The sequence below is a fragment of the Lentilactobacillus otakiensis DSM 19908 = JCM 15040 genome, assembly GCF_001434145.1.
Lineage (GTDB): Bacteria > Bacillota > Bacilli > Lactobacillales > Lactobacillaceae > Lentilactobacillus > Lentilactobacillus otakiensis.
On sequence record NZ_AZED01000011.1, the window covers coordinates 12,938 to 36,285 of the forward strand.

Sequence of the window (23,348 nt, forward strand, 5' to 3'; positions counted from 1 at the left end):
GGTTCTAAGGTTATTTAATATGCCTGTAATATTTCATGAGGCTTGGGTTGCTTCTATATATGTTGGTAATTTGTTACAATTGTAGAAATTATTACTGATTCATTGATAAGGAGGAGCAATCGAGATGTTTGGGAATAAGAAGGTCGAGAAGCGTTTCACGTCCACTAAATTGGAAGGAACCGATTCAGGAAATTTAGTCAGCATCATTACCGATACCAAAACCGGTGTGCAGTACCTAAGTATTGGTGGTGGCGGAGTCTCTACTGGTGGTGGTGTAACTGTGTTGGTGGGTGCAGATGGCAAACCTTTGTTGAATAAGGATGAAGGATAGCTGTTTATTCGCGGGAATTTAATCTTAATGCAAATAACGACCACCGGCGAACTAAATCGTTCACCGGTGGTCGTCTTTTTGTTGGTTTATTTTGTGGGCTCTAACTGTCCCACTCGAATTATTCATTCCATATAATATTGCAGGCATGGACGCGAGCATTTTACTGACTGCACCCTTCGGCTTTTGAGCTATGCTCCGACGACCTAGGGCCCTACTGTACAAGAAGAAGCTGGTAACAATGAACAAAATGCGTTCATCATTACCAGCTTCTTCTTGTACTCCGGGCCCTAACCAGGTCTCGTCGCACACTACCAAAAAGGAACCCGCACATTATTTGCGAGTTCCCTTCTCAAATGCATCAACTATTTTAATTCGTTCTCCACAGCTGATGCCTTAAGAAATATTCCACTATTCAAAAAGCATCACCTCCTTTTTTGATTGTGTATAGAATACTGCGATTCAAAATAAAATGCAAGCTGTTTGAATGATCAGTCATCATAGTCATTTTCGTGGTCATTCTGTAAAACGTCATCGCCCACCCAGTAGTGCTGGTTAGACTTGCTGTTATCAAATGTCACGCGATAAAAGTCTTCATGGTCAAACTCGTTATCGTCGTCATCCTTGAACGTTGCCACTGCCTTTTTATCAACATGAACTTTCGTCTTGGCAGTAACCTTTAAATCATCCCACTGATAAATCTTGTTATGATCCACCGTTCCTGGTAGATCCTTATAAACATTTTCTTCCAAGTATTCGTGATCCAGCGTCGTTGTGAAATTTACCTTTTCATAACGGACCTTTTCTGCGCGCTTTGCGTTAGATGTTGTTGGGGTCACCTCTGAAGTGCTTGTGGAACTTGTTTGTTCCGTTTTAGTGCTGCTGGAACTGCTGCTATTGGAACTACCGGAATTATTCGAGCAGCCAAATAATCCCAAAGGTAGAACCAGCATCAAACCAACCGTAATCAATGCCTTTTTCATCGTTCGGCCTCCTATCATAAAGTCGTTTGTCAGATATTGTCTTTATTATAAATGATTAGGCAACATAAACCCAACAAACCGCTTAAATCAAGAAGCAAGCAATCTAATCCAACACGGTATATGAATATTTATGTTCATACTTGTGGTTCGGGAACACATGGTAAGTGCCGATTCCATGATATTTTATGAGCACTTTCTTATATGAACCGCGGATGAGCTTCTTAGTCACTTTGTATTGACCGAGATCTTTAGTTGAAGATTTAGATTTATTAAACAGATACCAGGATCCCCACTTACTGACTCGGAGTTTCCGATCGGATTTCTTCGATGGTGTGTAAGACTTGCCGTTAGTAGTAAAACTGTGCGTGGTAATCTTAATCACATTAAATTTTCCGCTGCCCCTATACTCATACCAGGTGCCGCGTAAAGCCTTGGGCGTTGTGGTAGTCGAGCTGGCATCGGCGTTGGCTGGAAGAGCTATTAACTGAATTCCGAAAACAATTGCGATTGCGAGCATAAAGAGTTTAATTTTTTTCATTATTCCGCCTCCCGTTGGTTATAAAAAGTATATCATCGATTAGTGGCGATTTAGTTTTCCATCCGACTACAGTTCCTTTACAGAAAAAGCCTTTGACACAAAGGTTCTGTCAAAGGCGTCAGGTTGCACGATTAGAAATTTTATAATGAAGTAAGTTAATGCTAAAAGAGTAATACCTTTACCGTTTTTGTAAACAATATTACGAATAGACTACAAGATTTCCAATCTCAGGCATCAAATCGGCTTTCAATTGCCCGAGCGTGGGCTTCCAATCCTTCGACTCTCGCAAGCGTCGTGATGGCGTCCTTTTCTTTCTTGAGCGCTTCTCTAGTATAAGAAACAAATTGCGTCCGTTTGACAAAGTCTTGGACCCCAAGTGGTGAGAAGAACCGTGCGGTACCACCAGTGGGCAAAATGTGGTTAGGCCCGGCCAGGTAGTCACCAAGTGGTTCAGAGGCTGAGAAGCCAAGGAAGACGGACCCGGCATTCTTGATTTGGTTCAGATATTCAATGGCATCGGGTAATTGAACCTCTAAATGTTCGGGAGCAACGGCGTTCATCAACCTAAACGCATCATCTATATCGTCAACCACGGCAATGAATCCTTCGTTATCCATCGCAGCCTGGGCGATTTCCTTACGAGGTAATAGTGCGACCTGCCGATCCATTTCAGCACTCACAGCGTCCGCAAGTTTGCGATCATCAGTGACTAAAATTGGTCGGGCTAATTTATCATGCTCAGCCTGTGATAACAAATCGGCTGCCACTTGGCTGGGAACTGCTTGAGAGCCTGCAATGACGCCAATTTCTGAAGGGCCCGCGATCATATCAATGTCCACTTGACCAAATACCTGCTTCTTAGCAGTGGCCACAAACACGTTTCCGGGACCGGTGATCTTATCTACCCGTGGAATGGTTTCAGTACCGTATGCCAAACTGGCAATCGCTTGAGCACCACCAACCATGTAGATTTCATCGACGCCGGCAATTTTAGCTGCGGCCAGGACTGCCTGATTTAAACCATCCTTTTGTGGTGGCGTACACATCACGATTCGGCCAACACCAGCAATCTTAGCTGGGATCACATTCATCAAAATTGATGATGGGTATGCTGCAGTTCCACCGGGTACATACAAGCCGACAGCAGCCAACGGGGCAATCTTTTCACCACGGATAACGCCCTTCTTTTTAGCATCGATGAAACTGTCTTCGACTTCCATCTTGTGGAATGAAGTAATATTTTCTTTGGCAAGTTTCAAGGCATTGATTACTTTGTCATCGGTTGCGGCATAAGCATCATCGATCTCTTTTTCGGTGACCTTCAAATTGTTCAAATCAACGTTATCGAACTTCTTCTCATACATTTTGACGGCTTTATCACCATCCTTAACAACATTGGCGATAATATCTCTAACCGATTTTTCAACTTCCTCACGGTTAGCGACTGCGTTTGTTCTGATTGCGACCTGCTTTAATAATTGATCTAAGGAATCTTCAATAATTTGCATATATTCCACTCTCCATTTCCGATGACAAAACATTCCACCATGATCAGAATTCCATGTAACAAAAAAGTCCCCAGACATTGCCTAAGCAATATCTGAGGACGATCTTTCGCGGTTCCACCTCACGTTTATCGTTTTCTTACAAAAACGACCTTATGCTGCTCGTAACTAGTCATCCAAATTGGAGAACAGTCACAGTAGCCGTGGTAACGCTCACTAGCGGGACAACCTACTTGGTTCAATCATCCAGTTCATAGATGTGTTTTCACTGCTCCTCATTTCCCCTTTTCACCAGCGGGGCTCTCTTTATGTGAGATAAGCAATTACTTTTCTAATCGTAACTTCATGTTTATTATTTGTTTTTAATTTGTTGATACTTGTAATTTACCACCCAGCGGAAATATGTCAAGCAAATTTTCGAAAATTCTGTCAATTACAATCCTAAATATTAAAATAAATCGACAAAAACATTGTCAAAGTGCCACCCATCACGAAGAAGTGCCAGATCAAATGCATTCCCGGAATCCGCGGAATGCTGTAAATCAAAGCCCCTACCGTAAAAGTCACGCCACCTGCTACCAACAGCCAAAATCCACTGGTACTCAAATTGGCATATAATTCCTTGCCAAGAAAGACGCACAGCCACCCCATGACAACATAAATCGTGGTTTCGGTTTTCTGAAAACGGCCATGAAAGACCACATGACTGACGATACCCCCAATTGCCAAGACCCAAACGCTTGCCAACAACAAATTGCCGGCCCAGTTGTGGACAAAGATAATGCAGTACGGTGTATACGTCCCTGCAATCAGGATAAAAATATTACTGTGATCCAGTATTTGGAACACGCGCTTTGCCCTGGTAAAGACAAAACAGTGTAGGAGCGTTGATGCCAAATACAGGGATAATACGGTGGCACTATATATAATCAAACAGATAATTGCTGCAGTGGAAAGCCCATCTCGCAGAGCTTTATTAACAAGCATAATTGATAAGACAATTGCCACCACAAACGAAACACCGTGGGTAACGGCGTTTAAAACCTCATAAATAATTTGTTGATGGCGCATTTTTACTGTTGATTCATTCATCACGATGCCTCCTTAGCATCATAATAAGTTATTCTATTCTGTAAGTCAAGATAACATAGTTTCGATGTCTACATACTTTATTTTTCCGTTTTCATATGCAATAATACTAGTATTCAATTGTAAGGGGAATAATATGGCTAAAGAAAATTTCACAAAAAAATTAGCGGGAATGACGATGCCGCACTTTAACGATTTACCCAACCTGGATTTGTACATGGACCAGGTAATCGACGAAGTTAATCAATATTTGGCACCCATCACCCACACCGATATTACCAAATCGATGATCAATAGTTACGTTAAAAAAGGAATTGTTGACCGACCGACCAAAAAACGCTATTCGCGAGTCCATCTGGCCAAAATTCTGGTAGTCAGCCTGCTCAAACCGATTCTGTCTTTGGATACCATCGACCAAGCAATGAAAATCGCCCTCAAATTAGACTCTGCCCAAAAAGCCTACGACCAGTTCATCGACCTTTTCAATCAGGAGTTGACTGATGTCGACATCGACAATCTATCGGCCAAACAATATCAATCAATGGCAATTAAATCGTTACTGTATAAATTGGTCGTTGATGATCTGATTGAAAACAGTAAGAAAGCTTAAACGACGTTTTATTAAGTGAAACCTGACAGTTGAACTATAATTAAGTTGTAAAGATATTATATATTGACGGGGGTAGAGATTATGGACAGAAAAGCATTAAAATTAGACTCCAAGAGTCTATTAAATGCGCATTTCAAATTTTTCTTTTTGCTATTTTTACCAGTATTTGTTCTAGAGTTTATTGGTGGCTTTATGTATGCACCACGGGAAGAGTACAATGCCCAATTAAACTCTGACATGCCAGTGTGGACTGGCCAACAAACATTGGGCATGATCATCATATTGCTCGGGTCATTAATTGCCATGGGTGTGGCTTTTATAGCTATTGACGCAATGCGACAGAAGTTGACCTACGAACAGCCACTTCAGAAATCGATGACGATTTTTAATAATGTCGATTACTTCTTAGGAACAATTGTCATTTACATCATCGAACAAGTCTTCATTTTCCTTTGGATGTTATTGTTATTCATTCCAGGAGTCATCAAGGCAATTGCTTACTCACAAGCCTTCTATGTCTATCGTGATGCGGTTGACAGTGGTGAGAAGATGAGCTATTTGGATGCAATTACTGAGAGTCGGAAATTGATGGACGGCCATAAATGGGATTACTTCGTTATGGAGTTAAGCTTTATCGGCTGGGGACTTTTAGTCGTTGTCACCCTTGGTATTGCAGCCATCTGGGTTCAGCCGTACATGGTCTTGAGCTTCGGTAATTTCTACCGCGAATTGATCGACGAAAAAGATCATCCTGAAACGTTGGCTGATACGTTGACAGCACAGCCAACTAATCCTTCGAATGATCAGCCGGCAACGCCTGATAACTCAAATGACCAATCCAATGATTCGCAAGATACACCAAAAGAATAATCTGATTAATAAAGTCCGACATCTCAAAAATGAGTTGCCGGACTTTTATTGTCAGCGGTTTACCCGTCACCAATATGGTATTATACAGATACAAGGATTTATAACGATTGGAGATTTTCAAGATGCAAGTAACGACCTTTGGCGAAATCATGTTACGGCTGACCGTCCCGGGCAACCAAAAATTTGTCCAGACTGATTGGTTTCATGCTAATTACGGTGGTGCCGAAGCAAATGTGGCAGTATCCCTAGCTTTACTTGGGGATCAAGCAACATTTATCACCAAGCTGCCAAATAATATTTTGGGAGACACGGTCATCCAAAAGCTCAACGAATTTGGCGTCGACACAAACCGGATTGTTCGCGGTGGCAAACGCTTAGGCTTGTATTTCCTCCAACCAGGAGCTGGGGTGCGCTCAAGTAAAGTGATTTATGATCGAAATGACAGTGCCTTTGCGGCTTCAAAAGACGGCGATTATCATTGGGATGAATTGCTGGACGGCACGGATTACTTCTACATATCAGGCATTACACCTGCACTGTCAGAAGAGCTCCAAGCAACACTTCTTTCAGCTGTAAAGTTTTGCCAAGATCACAGCATCAAAGTAATCTATGACGCCAACTTCCGCGGTAAGCTTTGGACGGCAGATGAAGCCAATACTTTTAACTCAAAAATTTTGCCATTTGTAGACATCTGCCTTGTGAACGATGAAGATCTTGAAAATGCTTTCGGCCTGAAGGCATTTGACAACCGAAATCACCAGGCAATTCACGAAAAGGATTCATTCAAACAATCCTTGGAAGAACTGACAACCAACTATCCTAATATTAAATTAGTTGCCAGCATTCTAAGAAACATTTACTCCGCTCAAAAAAGTGATTGGCAGGCAATCCTGTTAACTGATCACAAGTTCTACGAAAGTTCCACTTACAACATGCAAGTCGTTCCCGAAGTTGCCGCAGGAGACGCATTTGGCGCCGCAATCGTCCATGGTGTTTTGAACAATTTCAAGCCACAATTTCAAGTCGATTACGCAATTGCAGCGGCAACTTTAAAACTCACAATTCCGGGAGACTTCAATCTGTCACGGGATTCTGAGATTCGTGACGCAATGACTCGCTGAAATAATTCAATTAAACGATAGAAAAAAGCTGTGAACAAACTCTAGTTTTGTTCACAGCTTTTGTGTTATCACTTTTAGATAATACTTTTAGATAATTAGGAAAGGTGTCCAAGGTGTATCCCCAAGTCAAACTCACTTTTTTGCTTTCATACAAGCTTCCCAGAGCCCATTTAGGTACGCAATTCCAAGTGCCCGATCGTACAAGCCATATCCAGGCCGACCATTTTCGCCCCAAATATTACGGCCATGGTCAGGACGAATGTAACCGTCATAATCGTTATCGGCTAACGCCCTGATAACCTCGTACATATCAATTGAACCATCCGCTGATAAATGATCCGACTCATGAAACTCAGTCTTTTCCGGATTCATGAAGCGAATATTTCGGGCATGAATGAATGGAGCCCGATCCTTCTTCACAAATTCACGGATAATCGCCGGAACGTCATTCTTAGGATTTTCGCCTAAACTTCCAGTACAAATCGTGAATCCATTATATCGAGATTCATAAAGCTGCTCAATTTTCAACATATCTTCGCGGTTCTTATAGATCCGTGGTAACCCAAACAATGGAAATGGTGGATCATCTGGATGCATCGCCATGCGAACATCATACTTTTCACAAGTTGGCATAATACCATCGAAGAAATATTTCAAATTCTCCAACAATTTTTGTGAATCAACATCCCGATATTTAGCAAACAATTGCTGAATATGCGCTAAACGCTCGGGTTCCCACCCAGGCATCGCAAATCCTTTTGAGCCTGACATGATCTGTTTGATCATTTCATTTGGATCATCCGTCAGCATTTGTGGCTGATAAGCCATTGCATTGGAACCGTCGGACAACTGATAGCTCAGATCAGTTCTTAGCCAGTCAAATACGGGCATAAAATTGTAGCAAATAACCTTCACGCCATACTCTGAAAGGTTTTTGATGGTCTGCTTATAATTTTCAATATATTGATCACGTGTTGGCAAGCCGATTTTGATGTCGTCATGAATATTGACCGATTCAACAACCTCAAAGCCAAGCCCGGCATCCGTGACTTCTTGTTTCAGATGCGCTATCTGGTCTTTAAGCCAGACGTCACCAACCGGAACATCATACAATGCTGTGACTGCTTGGGAAACACCAGGTATTTGTCGTATCTCCGATAGCTGGATTGGGTCATCAGTTGAGCCAAACCATCTAAATCCCATTTTCAAAGTAATTCGCCCTTTCTTGATTCACAAAATTCTACACTAATATATCACTTTTTGTGAACGTCGTCAAAGCAGTTATTTCGGGGTTTACTTCACTTTTATAGTTCAGATAAATGATTAATATGGTACCATAATCTCAGTGATCAGATTTCAAAAAGGAAAGATGAGATGACATGGAAAGTTTACAAGATAAGACTTACAACGCAATTTATTCAAAAATCATGAACTTGGATTTGTATCCAGGCCAACAAGTTTCAGATAAACAATTCGAAGAAGAAATTGGTGTGAGTCGAACTCCCGTCAGAGAGGCAATGCTGCGTTTGCGTCGAGACGACATGCTTTACTCACTTCCACAAAGTGGCACCTATGTCACCCGAATTGACCTCAAAAAATCCTTAGACGCACGTTATGCCCGCCAATTATTGGAGTCAGACATTGCCCAATCAATTGGTACTTCGCTAACCAATGATCAAGTCAATACTCTGACAGATGTCGTCGACGAGCAAACTACCGCATCTGAAAAGGATCAGATTAAACGTTTTTTCCAAATGGACAATCAATTTCATCAAAAAATTTATGAATTTGCCGACAAACAAAATATATGGGATTGGCTGCTGAGCCTTAGCACCGACCTCAACCGTTATCGCCTTTTGCGTGTATATGACGCCAACTTGCCGATGGACCGTTTGACCAATGAACATCGAGAAATTATTAAAGCCTTTGCCGATCATGATGCTGACAAAGTTCACCAATTGGTTTACAGCCATTTGAACCTGATGCTGAGTGAGCAGCAATCTGTTCTCGATAAATTTCCAGACTATTTCACCAATATTAAGTAGTTCCCGCAGAATTACTCAGATGGCACAATTCTTTTACAGTTCTGTTAAAAAGCCAAAGTCGGTAATCTTTGAATGTTACACTTTTTATTGAATGAGGAGGAGATTATATGAAAATCACGAAATTTTTGCAGGTGGCATTTGTAAGTTGTGCCGCTGCGATTACAATTGGGATTGGCCTTGGGAACCAACCAACAACTGTAAACGCGAGTGCAAGTACTTATAAGACCGTTTCAACGGCCAGTATTAAGAAAGCACCGTACCATAAGAAATCATCTGCAGGCGCTGTCTACAACGCTTCGCACACCAAAAAAGTTGCTAATTTAAAAACATATCCATACACTACTTGGTATGCAACCGCTAAGGTAACCCTTAAGCATGGCAACTCCAAAGCACTGTATTACAAAGTTAAAAACGGTTCTGGAACTGTTTCCGGAATTGTTTGGCACAATTACTTAAAATCCGGAACATCACCATTTGGCTTGAAATACGCCAAATCAGCAGTTGCACTGGATGTTAATACCAATAACAATGTTTGGACCAAGCACGCTAACACCGCTCGTCCAATCGCTTCGCTTTCCAAGTTAATGACACTTTATCTGGTTCGACAAAAGATTGCGCAAGGCAAAGGCACTTGGTCAAGCAAAGTTACAACCAGTAATGCTGGCTTGAAGAAGTTAGGCAGTTCCAGTGTCTTTGGTGGCTTTAAATTCAAGCACAACTCATACACCGTTCGCCAATTATATTTGGCAGGCTTGATTGAATCTTCCAATAATGCTGCAATTGCCCTTGGACAATGGGTTGCCGGTGGTTCAACACCTGCTTACAACAAAAAATTCATTGGCATGATGAATCATCAAGCTAAGACATGGGGATTGAAGCATTCATCATTTGTTTCCGCTTCAGGAATGGAACAAAACAGCTTGGTCCCATATGGTTACAGCATTGGCGCATCTAAGAATGCCAACTACGTTTCCGCAAGTGACATTGCGCAAATTTCTCGCCACTTCATCGTTGATTACAATGACATTTTGACGGATGCTTCAGTAAAATCAATGAAAGTTGACGGTCAAACGCTTCATAACTACAACAATTTGCTTCCTGGCAGAAAGTATTACCAGAAATCATTGAACGTTGATGGTTTGAAGACTGGATACACTGATCCAGCCGGCTACTGCTTCGTTGGTACCGGCCGAATGTCTGGACACGACCGAATCATCACCGTTGTCTTGCATGACGAAAACGAATTTACTGAAACTCGTTCGTTAATGAATTACGTTTATAACAAGAATTTAGCATAACGAATCAAAAAGCTGTTAACTGGGCAATCCAGTTAGCAGCTTTTTGTTATTGATTGACTTATCTCCAAAAAAATCATAATCTTATAAGTGATGATTTCATAATACAAGTAATGACATTCTGGGGAGACTTACATAACAATGGAAAATTGTAGTAATTATGAATTGTACACTAAACTGACTGCCACCAGCTTTGCAAGCGGTTTGGTATCAGTGGCGGCTCGTCATGAGTTGGAAAGACGAGCAGATAACGGTGATGGCGAAGCAAAAATGCTGCTGGAGCTGCATAAACTTCAGCCAGCAAAGAAACCATTACATGGGCACGTGGTTCATTCAATCAATCCACAGCCTCGTAAGCGTAAGTTTATTTATACTTTACGGATGAAGCTTGGGGATTAAGGACTTTGATGTTGCAACACTTTCGGCTTTGGTTGGAAGTGTTTTTTGTTTGGGTTTGGGGCACTATTCTAGTCGGTAACGATGAACAAGAACCGTTCCACTCGTATGGTTCATCCAAACTGATGTCACTGGGATAGACGCAGTCATTTTATTTACAGCTCCCTTCTGCTTTTGAGCTATGCTCCGACGCAACTGATCCCTACTGCACAAATAAAAGCGGCCAACGATGAACAAAAAACGTTCATCATTGGCCGCTTTTACTTGTGCCCCGGGATCAACCGTTGCTCGTCGCACACTTACTTACATTGCCGTCATTCCGCCATCGATCACGAATTCCGATCCCGTTGAGTAGCTTGCGTCATCCGATGCTAAGAACAGCACCATCTTTGACACTTCTTCCGGTTCCGCAACTCTTTGTAGTGGAATTGATTTTGCAAATTGTTTAATAACTTCTTCGCTGTCACCTTGGTGAATCATTGGTGTTGAAATCACACCCGGGTGAACTGAGTTGACTCTGATATGTGAGCCAGCCAACTGCAGTGCAGCTGCTTTGGTCATCCCACGAACCGCAAACTTGGTATCCGTGTAACCAATTGCGCCACCAACCAAACCGTTCATTGAAGAAATATTAACGATACTACCGCTGCCATTCTTCTTCATTGCTTCAGCAGCATACTTCATTCCCAAGAAGACAGAGAGTTGATTGATCTTGAAGATCTTCATGTAGTCATCAACCGTCATATCAGAAAGTGGTTTGTTAAAACTAATCCCGGCATTGTTGACTAAAATATCCAACTTGCCAAATTTCTGAACCGTTTCGTCAATCACTTTCTTCCAGTCGTCTTCACTGGAAACATCCTGTTTGATAAAAATGGCGTTGTCGCCTAATTCCTTAGCCAACGCATTACCCTTCTCATCATTGATGTCGGTAATTGCCACTTTAGCACCCTCATCAATAAATAGCTTTGCATGACTGGCACCCATTCCTTGCGATGCGCCGGTAATAATTGCAACTTTGTTATCTAATTTTCCCATGAGTTATACCTCCTATGAAAGCGTTTACCTTATACAAGTACAGTATAACTGATTTATTTTTAATATCTAAACAATACGCTCATTAAAATGTCAGTAAAATCTTTTTCTTCTTCGAATTCTTCTCGAGCTTCTTGTGAGCCCAGGCAGCATCTTCATACGATTTTTCCAGCACACTATCTTCTAACAGATAGCCATCTGCCATCAAACGATTAATAAATTTGGCAGCGTCTTGAATTTGATCAAGGGGCGCGTTGCTGATAACGAAGCCACTGATCGTCTTTGATTGGGTATAGAACTTCCGGACATCAAACGAGAATTTATTATTTTTCGGCGCGGTAATTAAACAAACTGTTCCACCAGGGTTCAACGCTTGTAAATTATCCTGCAGTGGGACCTGTCCCGATGTGTCGACAACGTAATCAACCTTTTGAATGTCCGCTTTGGCAAGTTGTTTCTTCAAGGATTTTCCGTAATCCAAGCGCTCATCACTCCCCAGCCGATCCAGCAGATCAAAGTCGCTGGAATTCGAAGTTGTGACAACTTTGAGACCCATGATATGCGCCATCTGGACGAATTTGGTGCCGACATGTCCGGCAGCTCCCTCAACTAAAATCGACGAACCGGAAACAGCACCAAATACTTTCGTCAGCACAATGGCTGCCGTTGCCGAAGAATGAACGGAAGCAACTAACTGCGTCGGCTCCACTTTTTCGGGAACATGAAACAAGCGAGTGGCTGGAATAGCAGCATATTCGCTGGTCACACCTTGCCGACCAGCATAGCCCATGCTGTTAGTCCAAACCCAATTTCCTTTTGAAAATCCAGTCACATCCGCACCGACTTCTTCAACTTGACCAACGGCATCCCTGCCGATGACAAACGGAAAATTCGTTTCGGTTTTAAATGAACCTGAACGTACAAAAGCATCGACATGGTTCACTGAAACCGCATTCACTTTGATCAACACTTCACCTTTAGAAATCTCTGGTTTTGGCAAATCGCCGACTTTGATATCTTTGGCTTCACCATTTTCAGTAATATAAGCTGCGCGCATCACAATTCCTCCCATCCAATTGGTCTATTCTTAACATCTTGATTATAATGCCAAAGTGATAAGTACATGGGAATAACGACCATAAAAAAGCACCCAACCAGATAACACCTGATTGCGTGCAAAGTATGAAACAAATCTTATCAAAATGGCTAAGGTTCACGTTCTTGTATATTCTCCCAAATAAAGATTGCGGTAATATACAAACCAGCGAATTATTTATTCAACCACTGAATCTTAAACTGCTGCTCGCCATCAATTGAATGAACGGTTTCTTCATCACCATTGACTGGCGCATGGGCCATCTCGAAACTAGGATGCATGTGGCTGGTAAACTCAAATTCATAGCCAATACCAGACTTCTGCTTTTCAGCTTTCATCAAACCAAACGTCCCATCGGACAGCTTAACGATCTGTTCCTTCTTTTTTGAAGGGTCAACATAAATTGTTGTCATAATCTGCACCTCCACTTACATTATAGCAGTGGTTAATCAAGGTGGGTGATTTAATCAAAATATGATTCTGAGATAATTTGGAGGATTCGCTTGACTTAGAGTCAACTTCAACGTTTATAGTAAGGCTATTCGAAATCAGATTTTTGATAACGGAATTTTCTGAAACGAGTATACTGAAATTAAGTGATTTTCAGAAAAATAATCAATTAATCATAAAGGAGCCGCAATGAAAAAATATACTAATCAATATTTTGATGGTGAACGGCCATTGTTCGCTGAAACGAACGCGGACATTCAAGGGACCACTTTTGGTACTGGGGAATCCCCACTCAAAGAAAGTCGGAATATTCATCTAACTGATTCAATTTTTACTTACAAGTACCCTTTATGGTACAGCAAGCATGTCAAAGTTGACCATTCAATTCTAGAAACGCTGGCCAGATCGGGTATCTGGTACACCCATGATATCGAAATCAATGATAGTGCCATTCAGGCGCCCAAAATTTTCCGCCGCTGCAGTGACATCACACTGAACAATGATCATTTTTCTGACGCCAAAGAAACCCTTTGGAACTGTCAAAACATCAAGATTAACAATGTTCAGGCCAATGGAGATTACTTTGGGATGAACAGTGAAAACATTTACGTGGATCATTTGAACTTAATCGGCAACTACGTCTTTGATGGCGCTAAAAATGTTGAAGTTCATAACTCTACTTTGGTTTCCAAAGATGCCTTCTGGAACTGTGAAAATGTCAAAATTGTCGATTCAACCATCAATGGTGAATATCTTGCCTGGAATACCAACAATATCACGCTGGTTAACTGCACCATTGAAAGTGACCAAGGACTCTGTTACATCGATCATTTGACGATGCGCAACTGCCGACTTTTGCGGACTGATTTGGCATTTGAATACTGCTCAAATATTGATGCCGACATCAATTCCAACATCATGAGTGTCAAAAATCCAATCAGCGGGACGATCCATGCCCATTCAATTAGCGAAGTCATCTTGGATCCAACCAAGATTGATCCCAGCAAGACAACGATCATCACCGATGATAAAGCCAAAAAGGAGACTGCCTAATGTACGACTTTACTTCAATTATTCCCAGAAGAAACACCGATTCTGTCAAATGGGATGTCAAACCCAACGAACTGCCAATGTGGGTTGCCGACATGGATTTCAAAGTGGCACCAGAAATTCTTGACGCCATGCGCAAAAAAGTCGATTTTGGGATTTTTGGTTACGAGGAGCCCCATGACGATTATTTTGACGCTGTTGCCAGCTGGTACACCAAGGAACACCATGCCACTCCTAAAAAAGACTGGCTATTTCTGTCCACCGGTGTGGTGCCGACGATTTCCTCATCCGTTCGCCGCGTGACCAATGTTGGCGATAACGTCTTAGTTCAAGCGCCCGTTTACAATATTTTCTACAATTCAATCGTTAATAACGGCCGCCATGTTCTCTCCAGTGACTTGGTATATGACGCCACTACACACCAGTACCATATTGACTTTGATGATTTGGAAACTAAATTGGCCGAACCACTGACGACGATGATGATCTTATGCAATCCGCACAATCCAATCGGCAAAGTGTGGACAAAAGATGAACTGATCAAAATTAATCAATTATGTATCAAACATAGTGTGACCCTGTTGTCCGATGAAATTCATGGTGATTTAGTCTTCAAAGGCACCGATTATACGCCGATGTTCTCACTTCCAGAGAACTTGATTCAAAACATCATCGTCTGTGTTTCACCAAGCAAAACCTTTAACGTGACAGCCCTCCACGCAGCGACAGTGATCATCCCCAACGAAGCACTACGGAATAAAGTAAACCGTGGCATCAACACTGATGAATTGGGCGAACCCAACCTGCTGGCAATTCCCGGCACAATTGCCGCCTACACCAAGGCCGGCCGGTGGGTCCACGAACTCCGGGAGCAAATCCGGACCAACTATGAAACAGTCACAAGTTTCTGTGAATCAAACATCCCAGATGTCACTGTCGTCCCATCAACAGCCACTTACTTGGTTTGGATCGACGTCAGCAAGTTGACTTCAGACTCTGCCCAATTAGAGTCGTTTATCAGACAAGAAACCGGCTTGTATGTTTCAGCCGGCACCGTTTATGGCGGTAATGGCAATCTATTCTTAAGAATGAATATTGCCAGTCCGACCTCGATGGTTGCTGATGGTTTGCAACGTTTGAAAAACGGTGTGGCCCAATTTAAACAGGTCAAATAATAGCCTACCAATTCTAAGTTTCAGTTATAAACACTAAAAATCGGCTCGAAGCAAAAATTCAACGAATTTTGCTTCGGGCCGATTCATTTTTATCTTCTACTATTTAAATTCAATTCCGTAAAGGCAGTTGTCATATGTCCATCGAATAATTGTTTGACTATCGTCAGTTTCATAATAGCTTGATAGCAAAGTATTAAAGGTTTCCAACTGGTTCTCATTGATATTAACAATTCCAGCCCCAGCATTAATCAAAATATAATTAGCAGACAACACGGCAGTTCGCTTGTTCCCATCCCAAAAGATCTGGTGTCGCATCATATAATACATAATCTTCAAGGCCTTGTCAGTCGCACTGATATCATCATCCATAATCTGTTGGATGAAGGCCTTCACCTCATCCGGATTGGGAACCTGCGGGACATACTCAACCCCACCAATCTGGACATTGCCACTTCGAATTTGACCAGGATCCAGTGCATCTTCAGCAGCCACAATCCCGTTGATTGTTTTGCACACATCAACGGTAAATGGTTCGCTATGTGCCATGACATATTCCAGCCCTTTTTTGAGATTGACAATCACTTGAATGTCATCAATTGATACACCTGCAACACTCATCCCATCAATAATCGTTTTAGTTTGTGGGAGAGTGGTGTTAACGCCTTCAAATTTCGAATTGGAATAAACCATATTCACAAAGTTCTTTTTCGCGAGAAATCGATTTTGTTTAAGTGTTAGATTGAATTTATTTTCCATCATTGTCGACCTCCGAAGTTATCACTCAATTTCTATTATCCCAAATTTTTCATGAAGTGTACATGCCTTTGCGGTAAACCAAAAATTAGACCAAGCTTGCAACCGAAATGCATCAGCTGTCAACTTGATCTAATTGGGTCTACATTGAAATTAATCTGCCTCAAATAGGAACTTTAAATCAGATCATTGCTCAACAATCTTGCCAACCGCAATCGGTAAGGTCGTATGTTGATCATATTTGCCAACTGCGCCTTGAATGGTATCTGGCAATTCCATTGAATCAGGAACACCGTGAATATAAATGACTCTTTTTTCGAGGTGTAAATCAGCATCATTAAAGACTTCTTGGAATTTCTTGCTAATTTCAGCCAAAGGCACCTCCTTCTTGTAATGGAAATGACCATTGGCATCCGAGGTTGGATAAGTATCAGTTGGGATATCCATCTTTTCGGGTGCATCGTTAAATGGGACCATTGTTGTACCAGAAACTGGTTCCGTTTCGGGTAAGTCAACATAGCCATCATGATTGGTATCTTGGGCAATTGTTGCCGGTTGCGCGTCCTTACCGTCTGGGAATCCGTGAAAATGCATCCAGTGTTGGGTGTTCGGTGAAGTATGATCCATGGTAATTTCGACGGTCAAAGTATCGCCATCAACAGTGAAGGTCGCTTCGCCAGTTGGATGAGTCCCAATTTTTTCGCCGTTCAATGACTTGATTTCTGCTTGATATTTTTTTGTCATGATTAACGCTCCCCTTAAATAGATTGATTAGCCAACTTAAATATAGCACTTATTTAGGTTGTACACAATCTAATGATCGATTTCGGAAGCTATTATTTTGGTTGATTCACCGGCCATTGTGGCTGCTCGCCATTCAACACTCGGACAACTTCGCTGGCTGCATCGGTGGCCATTCTGGAGAAACTTTCAACGGTGCTCGATCCAATGTGTGGTGTCAACAACACGTTATCCAGCTTGAATAATTCACTGTCCATTGGCAACGGTTCCTCGTCAAAGACATCCAAAGCTGCACCAGCAATCGAACCGGATTTGAGTGCATCAATCAACGCATCAGTATTCACCAGTGCACCTCGTCCGAGATTGATCAACACGCTAGAACGTTTCATTTCTGACAGTTGTTTTCGACCAATGATGTGGCGGGTTTGTGGATTAGCTGCTAGATGAAGGGTCAAAACATCTGATTTCTCCATCAGTGTGTCCAAATCCACAAATTCACCATATGGCGATTCCTTCGGGGTTCGGTTATGAATCAAAATTTGCATCCCCAAACCACTTGCTTTTTTGGCAACTAATCTGCCAATTCTACCATAACCCAGAATTCCCAGAGTTTTTCCTTCCAATTCGAACCCCAGATGAGACAACGAATAACCAAAGTTTCCAGATCGCATTTCAATTGAATCCTTGGTCAATTTTTTCGAAACATCCATGATCTCGGCAAGTGTCGTCTCAGCCACCGTCACCGCATTCGCATTTGGCGTTGTTGTCACCCAAACACCATGCCTTGCACTGGCATCCAAATCAACGCTGTCATAGCCCACACCGTGGCGGGCAATGATTTTCAAATTTGGCATTTGTGAGATGACCGGTTCTCCAATCGGATCCACAAACAAAATCATTCCAGCGGCATCTTTGCCATTCTTCAAAATATTTTCTGCGTTGGCTCGGAGAAGCTCAACAACGTCAAATCCGTGATCACGCAGATATCTCTTTCCATCCGGATGTAGTTGTGCCGGAACTAAAACTTTATCAGTCATGATTCAACCTCCCTATAAATGTTCCTCAGCAAACGCCAACATCTGTTCAGTCTGAGTGTTCAACAACGGTGGCAGTTTACCAAAATCAAAATAATCTAATCTCAGGGTTTCGTCAGTCGCAGCAGACAGTAGTTCTCCACCAACTTTTCTGACCAAAAACAACTGAGTGATCGTTTGAACTTTATCACCATTTGGATAAGCAAAAATCCCCTGGTCAAATAGCTTCAACGGCCTGACAATTTCCACGTCCAGGCCACTATCTTCTTTGTATTCTCGGACACAGGTTTGGGCAAAAGTCTCGCCAAATTCCATATACCCTCCCGGCAAGCTCCAATTATGAGTATCTGTCCGCAGGTTCAACAACACCTGATGTCGATCGTTTAGCAGGATTCCACCCGCTGTATCAAGAATCAACGGCATATGCCCGACGAGTTTTCTGATGTCCCCAATATATCCAGTTGCCATCTAACCATCCCTTTCGCGTAAAATATTGATCTCTGCTGTTATGGTCTTACAAAATAGCGGACAAAGCAAGCAGACTTCATGAAGAATCCTGAATCGTCGTCTGAGATACTGACATATTAGCTGAATGAACCACTAATTTAATCGATTTCACAAACGGCAACGTTTTCAATGAGAAAAGTAAAAGAAATCCGCTGTTGTCAACGTTTTCATAGTGATTTTCACTTGTATTAATTTTTGAAGTGTTTAAAATAACTATTGAGGTAAGGGGAACATAGCTGCTACTAATATGTCAGATTACTGATTCCTTACTTGATTAATTGAGGGTTCACATAACGAAAGGAAGATATAAGATGACAAATACCAACTGGAAAGACTCATTGCAGTCAGAAGAAGCATTTAATGATTTTATTATTAACTATTTTAAAGATCACAAGCAATTGAATGGTAATTATGAAACACCATCGTATTACGAATATTACACGGTCACTTTGAACAGCAAAAAAGGCTTGGTCATCACACTAATCAGCTCTGTAAATCCAGCTGTGAATACTGATGCTCCAACAATTCCATTCAAGGACGTTGAGACAATCTCAGTTGAAGAATTTCGTCAACTGATTCTCCACAAAAAATTTGCGGACATGCATACCTCATTGGCAGATGTCTTCCAGACAGTTGCTGGTGTCCCAGGGTCAACTAACTAATACGTCAATACAAAAGAACTTTGGCCAATCGCCAAAGTTCTTTTTTTAGTATGAATTAACGAATAATCTTATGATTTGGATCCAATAAATTGATCACGAATACCACGACCAACATTGCCACCACGCCAACAAACACCATATGAAGCGCTGTGAGAATGATCGGATCGATTAATGATCGATTGACCACAACCGCGGTCCCTTTTGTACTGATAACGTTATTAACCTGTGAGAAGGTAATCCCGCCGTGAAGTTGCATGCGAATCACCAAATTAAGAATTGCCCCGTAGACACCTGCCATGACCGTCTGGCCGAGTGATCGACCAAGGGTCAGCACAGATGTCGCCGAACCGACCATGTCATTTGGCACCAAATGCTGGCTGAGAATCGTGTTCATGCTGACAACGACCCCCATACCAATCCCGTTGATCATCGCAATCACATAAAAAGACCACACAGGAAATGTTCGACTGGCAAAGATTAGTGACAAGTAACTTAGTAGCATCACGCCAATCAATGCGATCGCAATTTGCTTGGGGACATATCGATTAATTAACTTGCCGACAAGAAACGATGCTGCCAACCACATGATGGAACTAGACGTCACCACCAAACCGGCAGTCGTTGCCGAAACTCGATACAGCGACTGCAGCCAGATTGGAAAGTACATTTGATATCCGATCAGGACACCGCTCAAAATGGTTGCGGTCATAATTTGAATGGTAAAAGTCTTTGACATGAACATTTTCGGAGAAATCAACGGATCCACGAACCGCTTCTCCTGACGGATGAACAAGACTACCGCAATGATTGTGATCAGTAAAAGTCCGATTCCAAGAGCTGGCATGGTATCCAAGGCCTGAATTCCAAGTAATAATGTGACCAACGAAATTGCCAGCCACAAGATTCCCCACCAATCAATAGTCAACCGACTGCTAAGTTCAATATTCTCGTGATAACCAAGCCAAACTAGGACTGCAACGATCAGTCCCAAAGGTACGTTGACAAAGAAAACCCAATGCCAGGAAAGGTGGTCAACTAAAAACCCACCAATCAGCGGTCCTACCAAGGCGGACAACCCCCAGGCGGTATTGTTGAGTGCCAGCACGTTTGCTCTTTCTTTAAAGGTAAAGATATCTGCAATGATTGTAAACGTCAGCGGCATAACTGCCCCGGCGCCGATTCCTTGAATGGCTCGGGCTAAAATCAAAAATAAAATAGACGGTGACAGCCCACTAAGCAGCGACCCGATGGTGAAAACAATCACACCCCATTGAAAGACATTACGTCGACCCAAGGCATCTGCCATTTTCCCGTAAATTGGCGTGGTAATTGCCGTTGTCAACAGATAGGCACTCATAATCCAACTTTGGTAAGCCAGTCCATGCAGTTCACTGATGATTGATGGCAACGCCGTCGTGACAATCGTGACTTCCACGGAGGTCATAAAAGTTGCAATAAACACCGCGGTCATGATGACCCACCGCTGATGACGGCCAATTGTTGATTGATTCATTTTGTTCGATCCCCTATCGTGCTATGATAATCGTTATTGATTCATGAAATGATACACAATCAAATAATACCACAAGCCAAATGGAGGCCCAATTTGAATTTACATTTTGAAGACGCCAATTTAACCGAACTTCCAGAAATTATGACAATCGAAAATGCCGGCTTTTCACCAGCTGAAGCAGCCACCGAAACGGCGATGAAGGAACGAATCAGCTTATATCCTGATACGTTTATTACCGCCAAAAACGGTGAAGACCAGCTGGTCGGCTACATCGTCGGACCTGCCTTTGACCATCGTTATTTAACCGACGAACTGTTTGATCAATCCCATCCCAACCGAACAAAAGACCGCTACCAAACAGTTTTAAGTTTAGCTGTTCACCCCAGTTTTCGTGGTCAGGGCGTAGCCAGCCAATTGCTCACAGAACTTGCCAAAGTTGCCAAAGCTCAGAACCGGATTGCAATCACGCTGACCTGCCTGGCAAATTTGGTCTCCTTTTATGAACAGAATGGTTACCAAAACGAAGGCCTTTCGGCATCTAGTCACGCTGGTGAGACCTGGTATAATATGGTTTTTACCCTCGAATAATTCATAAGCCTTCATTAAGACGGCTGAATTTCAAGCAGGTTTGCTTGAACGGACCTCATTGGAATGATATTATTCAGTCGAAATGATTTTTATGCAACTTCAAGTGGGGGTCACTTATGAAAAAACGCAGTTTCATTCTCGTCGCATTAGCTAGTATCAGCTTCACCTTAGCGGTTCCGCTGACATTGAATACGACTTCAAGCCCAATTACTTATGCAAAGTCAACTAAGCGTATTGCCGGCAAAACCGTTGCCAAAGCCATCAAAAAAACGCCGGATTTAAATCCGACTGCTAGTGTCCGCAAGTATCCCGCTTATATTTATGACAAGTACTGGCAGGTATTCGACCGGTGGTACAACGTTCAACCCATGAGTGCCCCAGGCGTTTTCAAAAAACATACCGCCAGCGTGTACGTCGCAAATCAGTCGCTCAAATCCTACACCTATGCGGCCATGCAAAATTGGAACAAGGCACTAAAAGTCAAAGCCTTTAAGCTGGGAACGAAGGCTCATCACACCATTACCGTTGGCTTTAAAAATGCTGGGACTGGTGAAGGCAGCTGGGATGGTTATTACATCACCAGCAAACTCTACATTAACTACAATTTCTTTGATAACGCAAAATACTTACCGGCAGTCTACAAAGCTGAAACCGGCAAGACATTAGCATCCGCCGATCAACCAAACAGTGCCGATTATCAGGCACTCTATGACACTTACTGGAAATCAGTTATCACTCATGAACTTGGTCACAGCTTAAGCTTAGACCACACTCCCTACTCCAACGACATCATGGAGGCAGATTCCGGTACCAAGAGCGGTGATGCCAAATATTCCTGGAGTCAATCAAAAGTGGTTAATGACGATTACGCCATTTTCCAAAACAAATTATCTTCACGAGATATTAACCGGGCCAAATTGACTAGAATTCTTGGTTATTGGTAAGCTAAAAAAACTCAAAATGAGGCTGGGACAAAAGTACAAACTTTTGTCCCAGCCTTTTTTATTACGTAGCCAAAACGTGCTCAAATCGGCTAATCCCGGCCATTTAAGGGAATAAACCAACCATTCCAGAACCAGGAATAATTGGTTTATTCCCTTAAATTGTGGGATCAAAACGCCTCTTTTCCCACTCTCATTTTTTATTTTTTACTATTCAAAGTCTCCTGATGATTGTAACTGCCATCAAATGAGGTCAGAAAAATTACAGTCACCACCAGGATGATGCCCCAAACAGCACCAAACACCGGCCATGAGACCGTGGAATTGACAAGATGGGTAACCGAAATGCCTGGCTGCCAATCAATCAGGGCATGAATTAAGATGACCCACGTCAGCGTATTCGTTGTTAATCTGATTGAGGCGAAGATGGCACCAATCACAAATGCATAAGTTGCCTGTTGAAGTGTTGGCAAAAAGCTCTGCCCCGATGTTAAATTCAGGAAGTGAAATAGACCAAAAAAGATGCCTGACGCCAAAGCTGCCTCGGTAAACTTATATTTGGCATTTTTGAACACGGAAAGAAAGCCCGATAACAATAACCCACGACATAGAAGTTCTTCAAAGATCCCAGCAGATAACGCCATCATGGAGTCAGCAAGAATGGTCTTGGAATGCATCATTAAAGTCGTATGCCCAAGAAAGCTGATGAGCAGGAACAAACCACCCAAGCAAATTCCAAAGATGAATCCCCAAATTTTTGAGAAAGTTCCCAGCTTAATTCGATGTTCAAATATTTTCATCGTGCCCAATACATAGAACACAATCCCGGCAACGACTAATGCGAAGACTAGCCGAACACCGCCACGCATTACTGGTCCGGCGCCTTTTACCGAGAAATCGATCCCCATTAATAAGATCAGGAACAAGATTGCCAGCAGAAATTCTTTTCCCCAAGTCATTTTATTTTTAATCATCGCTTGTGACCCCGTTTCATTATGTAAAAAGTAGCTGGGACTGACCCAG

The 23,348-nt window shown here is 42.3% G+C and carries 26 protein-coding genes; 12 read left to right on the forward strand and 14 right to left on the reverse strand.

Annotated elements, in window-relative coordinates:
- Nucleotides 1-124: 124 nt before the first annotated feature.
- Nucleotides 125-331, forward strand: a complete 207-nt coding sequence (locus FD05_RS03835) for a DUF6440 family protein (RefSeq protein ID WP_020280945.1) — start codon at nucleotides 125-127, stop codon at nucleotides 329-331.
- Between the two features lie 488 nt (nucleotides 332-819).
- Here the strand turns inward: FD05_RS03835 and FD05_RS03845 are convergent, their stop codons facing one another.
- From FD05_RS03845 to trhA, 4 genes are all read right to left on the reverse strand, one after another.
- Nucleotides 820-1,311, reverse strand: a complete 492-nt coding sequence (locus FD05_RS03845) for a hypothetical protein (protein ID WP_020280944.1) — start codon at nucleotides 1,309-1,311, stop codon at nucleotides 820-822.
- Between the two features lie 103 nt (nucleotides 1,312-1,414).
- A complete protein-coding gene (locus tag FD05_RS03850; protein WP_039932691.1) occupies nucleotides 1,415-1,849 on the reverse strand; it encodes a hypothetical protein in 435 nt (144 codons plus the stop codon).
- Nucleotides 1,850-2,076: 227 nt separating this feature from the next.
- Entirely contained in the window at nucleotides 2,077-3,357 is a 1,281-nt protein-coding gene (hisD, locus tag FD05_RS03855) for a histidinol dehydrogenase (protein ID WP_020280943.1), read from the reverse strand.
- Between the two features lie 438 nt (nucleotides 3,358-3,795).
- Nucleotides 3,796-4,446, reverse strand: coding sequence for a PAQR family membrane homeostasis protein TrhA (gene trhA, locus FD05_RS03860; RefSeq protein WP_020280942.1), 651 nt, complete (start codon nucleotides 4,444-4,446; stop codon nucleotides 3,796-3,798).
- A gap of 133 nt (nucleotides 4,447-4,579) precedes the next feature.
- Between trhA and FD05_RS03865 the strand changes: the two genes are divergently transcribed.
- From FD05_RS03865 to FD05_RS03875, 3 genes are all read left to right on the forward strand, one after another.
- Nucleotides 4,580-5,053: a DUF1836 domain-containing protein gene (locus FD05_RS03865; RefSeq protein ID WP_020280941.1), complete on the forward strand. Its 474-nt coding sequence runs from the start codon at nucleotides 4,580-4,582 to the stop codon at nucleotides 5,051-5,053.
- An 81-nt stretch (nucleotides 5,054-5,134) separates the two neighbouring features.
- Nucleotides 5,135-5,923, forward strand: coding sequence for a DUF975 family protein (locus FD05_RS03870; RefSeq protein WP_039932690.1), 789 nt, complete (start codon nucleotides 5,135-5,137; stop codon nucleotides 5,921-5,923).
- 122 nt (nucleotides 5,924-6,045) lie between these two features.
- Entirely contained in the window at nucleotides 6,046-7,044 is a 999-nt protein-coding gene (locus FD05_RS03875; protein WP_020280939.1) for a sugar kinase, read from the forward strand.
- Nucleotides 7,045-7,176: 132 nt separating this feature from the next.
- On the opposite strand, the gene uxuA is transcribed toward FD05_RS03875, so the two are convergent.
- Nucleotides 7,177-8,253, reverse strand: a complete 1,077-nt coding sequence (gene uxuA, locus FD05_RS03880) for a mannonate dehydratase (RefSeq protein WP_191980518.1) — start codon at nucleotides 8,251-8,253, stop codon at nucleotides 7,177-7,179.
- Nucleotides 8,254-8,423: 170 nt separating this feature from the next.
- Here uxuA and FD05_RS03885 point away from each other — a divergent pair, with 170 nt between their 5' ends.
- From FD05_RS03885 to FD05_RS03895, 3 genes are all read left to right on the forward strand, one after another.
- On the forward strand, nucleotides 8,424-9,089 hold the full coding sequence (locus FD05_RS03885; RefSeq protein WP_020280937.1) for a GntR family transcriptional regulator: 666 nt from the start codon (nucleotides 8,424-8,426) through the stop codon (nucleotides 9,087-9,089).
- A gap of 107 nt (nucleotides 9,090-9,196) precedes the next feature.
- Nucleotides 9,197-10,387 (forward strand): D-alanyl-D-alanine carboxypeptidase family protein, encoded by a 1,191-nt coding sequence (locus tag FD05_RS03890; RefSeq protein ID WP_020280936.1) that lies wholly within the window; start codon nucleotides 9,197-9,199, stop codon nucleotides 10,385-10,387.
- Between the two features lie 138 nt (nucleotides 10,388-10,525).
- Nucleotides 10,526-10,783, forward strand: coding sequence for a hypothetical protein (locus FD05_RS03895; RefSeq protein ID WP_020280935.1), 258 nt, complete (start codon nucleotides 10,526-10,528; stop codon nucleotides 10,781-10,783).
- A gap of 300 nt (nucleotides 10,784-11,083) precedes the next feature.
- Here FD05_RS03895 and FD05_RS03900 read toward each other — a convergent pair whose 3' ends face one another.
- From FD05_RS03900 to FD05_RS03910, 3 genes are all read right to left on the reverse strand, one after another.
- Nucleotides 11,084-11,818 carry a glucose 1-dehydrogenase gene (locus FD05_RS03900; protein ID WP_020280933.1) on the reverse strand — a complete coding sequence of 245 codons (735 nt, stop codon included), beginning with the start codon at nucleotides 11,816-11,818 and terminating at the stop codon, nucleotides 11,084-11,086.
- A gap of 82 nt (nucleotides 11,819-11,900) precedes the next feature.
- Nucleotides 11,901-12,872: an alcohol dehydrogenase catalytic domain-containing protein gene (locus tag FD05_RS03905; protein ID WP_020280932.1), complete on the reverse strand. Its 972-nt coding sequence runs from the start codon at nucleotides 12,870-12,872 to the stop codon at nucleotides 11,901-11,903.
- 212 nt (nucleotides 12,873-13,084) lie between these two features.
- The gene (locus FD05_RS03910) at nucleotides 13,085-13,324 is read right to left on the reverse strand and encodes a hypothetical protein (protein WP_020280931.1); all 240 of its coding nucleotides are present in this window, start codon (nucleotides 13,322-13,324) and stop codon (nucleotides 13,085-13,087) included.
- 226 nt (nucleotides 13,325-13,550) lie between these two features.
- Between FD05_RS03910 and FD05_RS03915 the strand changes: the two genes are divergently transcribed.
- Both FD05_RS03915 and FD05_RS03920 read left to right on the forward strand, forming a co-directional pair.
- Entirely contained in the window at nucleotides 13,551-14,414 is an 864-nt protein-coding gene (locus FD05_RS03915) for a DUF3737 family protein (protein ID WP_020280930.1), read from the forward strand.
- A complete protein-coding gene (locus FD05_RS03920) occupies nucleotides 14,414-15,586 on the forward strand; it encodes a MalY/PatB family protein (protein ID WP_020280929.1) in 1,173 nt (390 codons plus the stop codon). Before FD05_RS03915 ends, FD05_RS03920 begins: the two co-directional genes overlap by 1 nt.
- Nucleotides 15,587-15,685: 99 nt before the next feature.
- Here the strand turns inward: FD05_RS03920 and FD05_RS03925 are convergent, their stop codons facing one another.
- From FD05_RS03925 to FD05_RS03940, 4 genes are all read right to left on the reverse strand, one after another.
- Complete coding sequence (locus tag FD05_RS03925) at nucleotides 15,686-16,342, reverse strand: Fic family protein (protein WP_051990606.1); 657 nt, start codon at nucleotides 16,340-16,342, stop codon at nucleotides 15,686-15,688.
- Between the two features lie 183 nt (nucleotides 16,343-16,525).
- Nucleotides 16,526-17,083 (reverse strand): hypothetical protein, encoded by a 558-nt coding sequence (locus FD05_RS03930; protein ID WP_020280927.1) that lies wholly within the window; start codon nucleotides 17,081-17,083, stop codon nucleotides 16,526-16,528.
- A gap of 92 nt (nucleotides 17,084-17,175) precedes the next feature.
- Nucleotides 17,176-18,117, reverse strand: coding sequence for a phosphoglycerate dehydrogenase (locus tag FD05_RS03935; RefSeq protein WP_020280926.1), 942 nt, complete (start codon nucleotides 18,115-18,117; stop codon nucleotides 17,176-17,178).
- A 12-nt stretch (nucleotides 18,118-18,129) separates the two neighbouring features.
- Nucleotides 18,130-18,582 (reverse strand): NUDIX hydrolase, encoded by a 453-nt coding sequence (locus tag FD05_RS03940; RefSeq protein WP_020280925.1) that lies wholly within the window; start codon nucleotides 18,580-18,582, stop codon nucleotides 18,130-18,132.
- Between the two features lie 350 nt (nucleotides 18,583-18,932).
- On the opposite strand from FD05_RS03940, the gene FD05_RS03945 reads away from it, so the two are divergent.
- Nucleotides 18,933-19,283, forward strand: coding sequence for a hypothetical protein (locus FD05_RS03945; protein WP_020280924.1), 351 nt, complete (start codon nucleotides 18,933-18,935; stop codon nucleotides 19,281-19,283).
- A gap of 55 nt (nucleotides 19,284-19,338) precedes the next feature.
- On the opposite strand, the gene FD05_RS03950 is transcribed toward FD05_RS03945, so the two are convergent.
- Nucleotides 19,339-20,796, reverse strand: coding sequence for an MFS transporter (locus FD05_RS03950; protein WP_020280923.1), 1,458 nt, complete (start codon nucleotides 20,794-20,796; stop codon nucleotides 19,339-19,341).
- A 93-nt stretch (nucleotides 20,797-20,889) separates the two neighbouring features.
- Here FD05_RS03950 and FD05_RS03955 point away from each other — a divergent pair, with 93 nt between their 5' ends.
- Together FD05_RS03955 and FD05_RS03960 are read left to right on the forward strand one after the other, a co-directional pair.
- Nucleotides 20,890-21,384, forward strand: a complete 495-nt coding sequence (locus tag FD05_RS03955) for a GNAT family N-acetyltransferase (RefSeq protein ID WP_020280922.1) — start codon at nucleotides 20,890-20,892, stop codon at nucleotides 21,382-21,384.
- A gap of 116 nt (nucleotides 21,385-21,500) precedes the next feature.
- Nucleotides 21,501-22,328, forward strand: coding sequence for a matrixin family metalloprotease (locus tag FD05_RS03960; RefSeq protein ID WP_020280921.1), 828 nt, complete (start codon nucleotides 21,501-21,503; stop codon nucleotides 22,326-22,328).
- A 197-nt stretch (nucleotides 22,329-22,525) separates the two neighbouring features.
- On the opposite strand, the gene FD05_RS03965 is transcribed toward FD05_RS03960, so the two are convergent.
- Nucleotides 22,526-23,299, reverse strand: coding sequence for a CPBP family intramembrane glutamic endopeptidase (locus FD05_RS03965; RefSeq protein ID WP_152436158.1), 774 nt, complete (start codon nucleotides 23,297-23,299; stop codon nucleotides 22,526-22,528).
- Nucleotides 23,300-23,348 lie beyond the last annotated feature (49 nt).